At 63.8% G+C, this 4,895-nt stretch carries 4 protein-coding genes and 2 pseudogenes; 2 read left to right on the forward strand and 4 right to left on the reverse strand.

Annotation, left to right across the window (positions count from 1 at the left end):
* Together JCM25156_RS09430 and JCM25156_RS09435 are read right to left on the reverse strand one after the other, a co-directional pair.
* A partial coding sequence (locus tag JCM25156_RS09430) for an ATP:cob(I)alamin adenosyltransferase (RefSeq protein ID WP_025812878.1) occupies nucleotides 1-352 on the reverse strand: 352 nt, incomplete at its 3' end.
* Between the two features lie 19 nt (nucleotides 353-371).
* A complete protein-coding gene (locus JCM25156_RS09435; protein WP_242402576.1) occupies nucleotides 372-869 on the reverse strand; it encodes a DUF4142 domain-containing protein in 498 nt (165 codons plus the stop codon).
* Nucleotides 870-1,415: 546 nt separating this feature from the next.
* Between JCM25156_RS09435 and JCM25156_RS09440 the strand changes: the two genes are divergently transcribed.
* Nucleotides 1,416-1,793 carry a DUF423 domain-containing protein gene (locus JCM25156_RS09440; RefSeq protein WP_034959156.1) on the forward strand — a complete coding sequence of 126 codons (378 nt, stop codon included), beginning with the start codon at nucleotides 1,416-1,418 and terminating at the stop codon, nucleotides 1,791-1,793.
* Nucleotides 1,790-2,737 (forward strand): annotated as a pseudogene (locus tag JCM25156_RS23095) (SAM-dependent methyltransferase). Before JCM25156_RS09440 ends, JCM25156_RS23095 begins: the two are co-directional and overlap by 4 nt.
* A gap of 20 nt (nucleotides 2,738-2,757) precedes the next feature.
* Here JCM25156_RS23095 and JCM25156_RS23100 read toward each other — a convergent pair.
* Both JCM25156_RS23100 and JCM25156_RS23105 read right to left on the reverse strand, forming a co-directional pair.
* A complete protein-coding gene (locus tag JCM25156_RS23100; RefSeq protein ID WP_407637119.1) occupies nucleotides 2,758-3,033 on the reverse strand; it encodes a hypothetical protein in 276 nt (91 codons plus the stop codon).
* A 22-nt stretch (nucleotides 3,034-3,055) separates the two neighbouring features.
* Nucleotides 3,056-4,727, reverse strand: a pseudogene (locus JCM25156_RS23105) (M3 family oligoendopeptidase).
* Nucleotides 4,728-4,895 lie beyond the last annotated feature (168 nt).

A 4,895-nucleotide genomic window follows, 5' to 3' on the forward strand; every position in this document is an offset into this window, starting at 1 on the left:
CGCCGGGCAGGACGAAACTGCGCAGCGGCGGAATGGACGCGCGCAGGCGTGTGATTTCGTTTTCCATGGCCGTTACCGCCGCCGTCGCGTGGGGGAGTGGGGGCGGCGGTGTGGCGGGCATGCAGATGGACCCGCCAATATCGAACAGCAGCCCCTGCACCCAGGCGACGAACGTGGCATCGCGGCCTTCGGGCAGGGTGGCGCGCAGCAGGCCGATCACGGCATTGGCCTCGTCCAGCGCGCCGAGGGCTTCGATCCGGACCGAATCCTTGGCCACGCGTTCCCCATCCCCCAGCGAGGTCTGGCCCGTATCGCCGCCGCGGGTCACGATCCGGTCAATGCGAATGGTCATGTCAGGAACCTGTCAGGCTTCAGCGGCTTGGCTTGTTCGCGCCAAGTTTCATCGTATCGGTCAGATGGGTCTGGAGCGTATCTGCCGTGGCGGAGGCATAGGCCTTCAGTTCCGGGTCGGAGGCGGATTCCGCCTCGTTCTGGAACATGGCCAGCGCATCGCTTGAGGCCTGCGCCTGAAGATCAAGGAAATCACGCTCGAATTTGGAGCCGCTTTCGGTCTGGAGGTGTTCCGCGATCTGCTGCTCGTCCGAACTCATTTCCTCATGCAGTTCAAGCCCGTGCTTCAGGGTCAGGGCGGAGAGGGTCTTCTGGTTGGCGGTATGGGCCTTGAGCAGGTTTTCCGCCAGGTCATGCACCTTGCGGCGTTTGGCCTGCGTTATCGCCATTTTGGAAATGGTGATTTCAAAACCGTTCAGCGCCGAGACATTGCCCGCGAACGTGGAATCGGAATCCGTCAGCGGGGGGAGTGTAGGTTCGGCGGCGACGGGCGCGGGGGGCGTGGCGGGGCGGGCCATGCCCAGGGCAGGAAGAAGGCTAACAGACGCAAAAAGGAACCAGGCTGCGCAATTTCTCATGTCATCATCTTCCTAAGGGGTGAAAACCGGTCTGTTTTACTGATCGCGGTTGCAGTTTATCAGTTTTGCACAGCCATACAAAGATGATCCACGGTCAGGCCAGCCCCGGTCAGGCTTTGTGGTGACGCATGAATTCGTTATATATCAGATGGATAGTGGTGGGGTGTGAATACAATTCCGTAAAGCGGAAATGCTGATTCCTGATTTATGTATAATATTTAACAATTTCCATCTAATTTTCGGGCATCAATTCAGTTTATCAAGTATATTCAATAAAAATAGTAATATAAATGGAATATAAAAACATTCCATAAATAACAGAATGCGGCCATGCGCGCGGTAATCGCGCGGATTTAATGTTCCGTCATGACGTGTCGGGTCGGGGCGGCATTGCGCGCCAGCGGCCTATACGATGGGCCGGTGGTGGGGGTAGGGTGACCGACCGCGCTCCATGCGGATCGTCATCATGTTTTGCGGATACCCCGAATGCCCACTGTCGTCAGGTTCCTTCTGTTTTTCGCGGCGCTGGCCGCGTTCACCGCTGTCATGGGGGGCGCGTTGACCGCCCATCTGCCCGACCAGTTCTTTGCCGAAGGTGGCCGCGACATGGCGCGGCAGGCCGTGCAGATGCAGATGTGGCATGCGCTGGCCATTATCGGGATCTCGGTGCTCATGATCCAGCAGGGGTGCCGGGCGTGTATTTCCGTCGCGGGCTGTCTCATGGCGGTGGGGACCGTGCTGTTCAGCGTGGGCGTGGGGCTGACCGCGTTCTGGGGGATCCATCCCGGCCCGATCGCGCCCAGCGGGGGCAGCCTGCTCATGCTGGCGTGGCTGCTGCTGGCTGTTGGCGTCATTCGCTCATGACGCAGGTGGATGTAACGCTGCCCCCATGGCCAGTGCGCGCGGCCTATCTGGCGCCGCCGGGTTTCGAGTCCGTCATGGAACAGGAACTGGCGCGCAGGAATGCGGGGGAACTGTGCTGGCATGGGCGGCTGGCCCTGTCCGCGGCACCTCCGGTCCCCTGCCTGTGGGCGCTTGAAACATGGCATGAACGAACTGCACGATGTCCCATCCATCAAGGGGGCGGCGCGTGTCCTGCGCGCGGTGCAGCGCAACTGGGCGGGGTACGTGCCCATGCTCCACCGCCGCAGCGCCCTGATTACCGCGGCGCTGCCGCCGTTGCGGCCCAGACCCTTCACCTTCCCCGAGGCCGCTCCCACCGCGCATCTGGGGGCGTGGACGCTGCTTGCGCCGGATCGGATGCTGTTTTCACGCACCAAGTCCTCTCCGTTCGTGAATGGGGAGGTTCCGTTTGTCGAGAACCGGACCGATCCGCCTCGCGCGCCTATCTCAAATTGTGGGAAGCGCTCCTGCGTCTGGGCCGGTGGCCCGTCGCGGGGGAGACGTGTCTTGATCTCGGGGCCTGTCCCGGCGGGTGGACATGGGTCGCGGCAGGTTGCGGGGCGCATGTCACGGCGATAGACCGCTCACCCCTGGCGCAAAATGTCGCGGACCTGCCCAACGTCACCTGCCGGTATGAAAGCGCCTTCGGGCTGGATCCCGAAAGCTGCGCACCGGTGGACTGGCTGTTTTCTGATATTATCGCCTATCCCACGCGCCTGCTGGCGCTTGCGCGGCGCTGGATCGCATCGGGGCGGGCGGCGCGTATTGTCATGACCATCAAATTCCAGGGCGAGACCGATCACGACACGGCGGACGCCTTCGCCGCCATTCCCGGCGGCCATGTGCTGCACCTGTGGCACAACAAGCATGAACTGACCTTCTTCTGGCAGCGTGACCCGTCATGACGGGGGGAGGCGGCGGCTGATCAGCCGGTCAGCCACTTCCACCACGGCAACGGCCAGCAGGCAGCACACCAGGCGACCGCCATCACGATCAGCCGTTCCTGTCCGGTGGCGTCATTGGCCCCGGCCAGCCGGTAGACCGCCAGCCACAGCCCGGTGCCCGCCAGCCGGTCCACCAGCCCCGCCACCGTGGCGCTGAAGCGCAGGCTGAGCATGAAAAGCGCGCTCAGCACCACAACGGCCAGTGTCTTGTACAGCGTGCGCGCGACCGAAGGTGTCGGGGCGGGATGTGTGGGCATGCTCTTTCCCATGGATACGGCCTCAGGTGTTCAGGATATCCCGCGCCGTGCGCACCACGTCCGCCAGCGCGCCCGGCTGGAAGGGGGAGTTGAGTCCCGCTGAACGGACCAGCCGCGTGAAAGGTTGCGCACCCCCCCTGGCGCACAGCGCGACATAGGCGTCCATTGCGCCCTGCGGGTCGCTGCGGCTGCGGATCCAGAACTGCATGGCGCAGCACAGCGCCAGCGCGTAGTCGATGTAATAGAAGGGGGAGCGGTAGATATGCCCCTGCGCCTGCCACCGGCCCCCCCGTGCGGGATGCGGCAGGCCGCCATAATCGCGCCACGGCAGGTAGCGCCGCTCCATCTCGCGCCATGTTTCATGCCGCTGGGCCGGGGTCATGTCGGGGCGGGCGTAGATTTCATGCTGGAAGTGATCGACGCATACGCCATAAGGCAGGAACGAGAGCGAGGAGATGAGGTGCATCCGCCGGAAGCGCTCCCCCTGACCGGGGGCGACCATAAGGTCGATATGCGGCCATGTGAGGAATTCCAGCGCCATGGAATTGACCTCGGCCGCGTCCATGGTCGGCCATAACAGGTCGATGGCGGGCAGGTCGCGGCTTTTCCAGTTCTGGTAAGCATGGCCCATCTCGTGGGTGAAGACGTTGATGTCATGCTGCGTGCCGTTGAAACTGGCGAAGATGAACGGCATGCCCACCGTGGGGAAGGCGGTGCAGAACCCGCCACCCGCCTTGTCGGGCCGGTTGACCAGATCCAGATACCCCCCATCACGCATCAGCCCGAAAAAGGCGCCCAGATCGCCCCCCATGCGGTCGAACATGGTCTGCGCGCGGGCCATGAGCAGGTCGTGGCCGCCTGCGGGGCGCGGGTTGCCGTGGGGGTCGATCAGCGGTTCATCCCATGAATACAGGACATCCCACCCCATGGTTTCACACCGCTGGCGCAGGATGTCATGCACCAGCGGGACGACATGGGTGCGCACATCGTCCCGAAAGCGCGCGACATCCGCCGGTCCGTAATCGGAGCGCCGCATGCGGCGGTAGGCCAGCGGAATGTAGGAATCATAACCCAGCGTTCTGGCCATGCCGTGGCGCAGGTGGACCATCTGGTCAAACAGCGCGTCAAGCTGCCTGGCATTGCGTTCGAAAAAAGCCCACCGGACCCGTTCCGCCTCCTGTCGCACCGCGCGGTCCGTGCTTTCGGCATAGGGGGCGAGGCCGGACAGGTTGACGCATTCCTCGCCGATCTCCAGCCGCGCGCTGGCCAGCAGCGCGGTATAGGTACCGCTCAGCCGGGCTTCCTCCTCCAGCGCGTCGGCAATGCGGGGGTCGAAGGTGGTGATGTCGGTGCGCCACAGTTCAAGCGTGTGCGGCGTGATGACCCCGCTACCGCCGTGGGGTCGGGATATTCCAGCAGCCTGCGTTTCAGGGCGACCTCATGGGCCGTGACATGCGGGGTCAGGGCGTCGGCATAGTCACGTTCGGATCTGGCTCCAGTACTTGTGGTGTCCTGCGCGAAGCGCAGGTTGACCAGCGCGGACCAGCTTTCATAATCGCGGCGGATCGCATCGAACAGGCGGGCCGCGTCCGGCACGTTGCCTGATCGAGCAGGGTCGAGACCTGACCAAAACGCAGGGCGAGGGCATCTTGCGCGGGGCGCGGAAAAACAAGGCTGTCAAAATGGCGGGGCATGGGGGCAGGGTGCCACGGGACGCTGGCCCCCGTCCATGCCCAGCGCCACTTATCTGCCGTGCGGACGGTACTGGGCGCGGCAGAACCACAGGCACAGCGCGCCAAAGGCGGCAAGCCCGGCAAGCTGGGGAACCATGGCGTCCATGCCCGGCGGCAGGAGCGAAAGCG

This window comes from Komagataeibacter kakiaceti JCM 25156, assembly GCF_000613305.1.

Bases quoted from the DNA above. Each gene is read 5' to 3' on its own strand.
- JCM25156_RS09440 (WP_034959156.1), top strand. From the start codon at position 1,416: ATGCCCACTGTCGTCAGGTTCCTTCTGTTTTTCGCGGCGCTGGCCGCG.
- JCM25156_RS09435 (WP_242402576.1), bottom strand. From the start codon at position 869: ATGGCCCGCCCCGCCACGCCCCCCGCGCCCGTCGCCGCCGAACCTACA.
- JCM25156_RS23100 (WP_407637119.1), bottom strand. From the start codon at position 3,033: ATGCCCACACATCCCGCCCCGACACCTTCGGTCGCGCGCACGCTGTAC.